General features: G+C 58.0%; 2 protein-coding genes. Both read right to left on the minus strand.

What is annotated here, in order from left to right:
• Window positions 1–100: 100 nt before the first annotated feature.
• Window positions 101–466: a hypothetical protein gene (locus AC5LSR_RS23975; RefSeq protein ID WP_493469075.1), complete on the minus strand. Its 366-nt coding sequence runs from the start codon at window positions 464–466 to the stop codon at window positions 101–103.
• Window positions 463–924, minus strand: a 462-nt coding sequence (locus AC5LSR_RS23980; RefSeq protein WP_493469076.1) for a hypothetical protein, incomplete at its 5' end; no start/stop codon positions are given. The genes AC5LSR_RS23980 and AC5LSR_RS23975, both read right to left, overlap by 4 nt.

Below are 924 nucleotides of genomic sequence, written 5' to 3' on the forward strand. Positions count from 1 at the left end.
CTCAAAGGACACTTTCGCGTTCAAACCGGGCGCCAGACAGGCACATACGACGGTGCATCCAGGCTTAGTTACTGTTTACGAACGCCTCCCTGTATGCGGTTCATTTCTCTCGAGCGAGGACCGCCTCACCTATTGCTTGACCGGCAGGCGTCACATCCAGCCATACAACCGCTCCAGGAGTAAGATCCTCGTCCCCCCACGCAAGCCAGTCCTGCGTGATTCGAACTATCGCCTCCCCCGTCGAGCACTCCCACTGACGGAAACCAGAACCATCATATTCACCGGCAACCATCAGACCAGACGTGAGCACCTCGGCTATCAGACCGATTGAAAGCGCACGCAGATCCCTGGGCTCCACCAGAGCACTTCGTTGCGCAATCTGGTATAGCCATGCCGCGTAGACCCAGTCATCGACTCCGTTCGCAAGAATATCCTCAATGAGTGTGCGATCGTCCCATGTACTCATCGAACATGGACCTTTCTTTTAGCACCGTTCGGCAGGCGGATGTCGATCGCCGAGCCTCCACTCCTCGAATCCGAACGGATGGCAACTGTCGTCCCGTCAGCATGACGTACGGCCGTACCCTTGTAACTTCCCCACTCTACAGGAGTCCCGCCTCGGGCCAGCTCGTCATAAAGTGATCGCAATTCAGCCTCCGAGCCAACCGTACGAACGCTTGACTGATCTCCCTTATCGAGCCCCTTGAGAATCTCGCTAATGCCAGACCCTTGCTGGCCACTCGGTACAGAACCTTCAGCAAGAGCGATGGTGGGGATGTTCAGGCCGTCCAACGCCGGGAAGATCAGGGTCAGGGTCTTCGGGTCGAGACCCGGGAAGATCAGAGAAGTCAGTTCCCGCTCGTCCGCGGGGAAGACCGTGGTCAGGGCATCCGCGGCGAGACCCGGGAAGATCAGGGTGAGGGA

Source organism: Protofrankia sp. CiP1_Cm_nod4 (assembly GCF_982290645.1).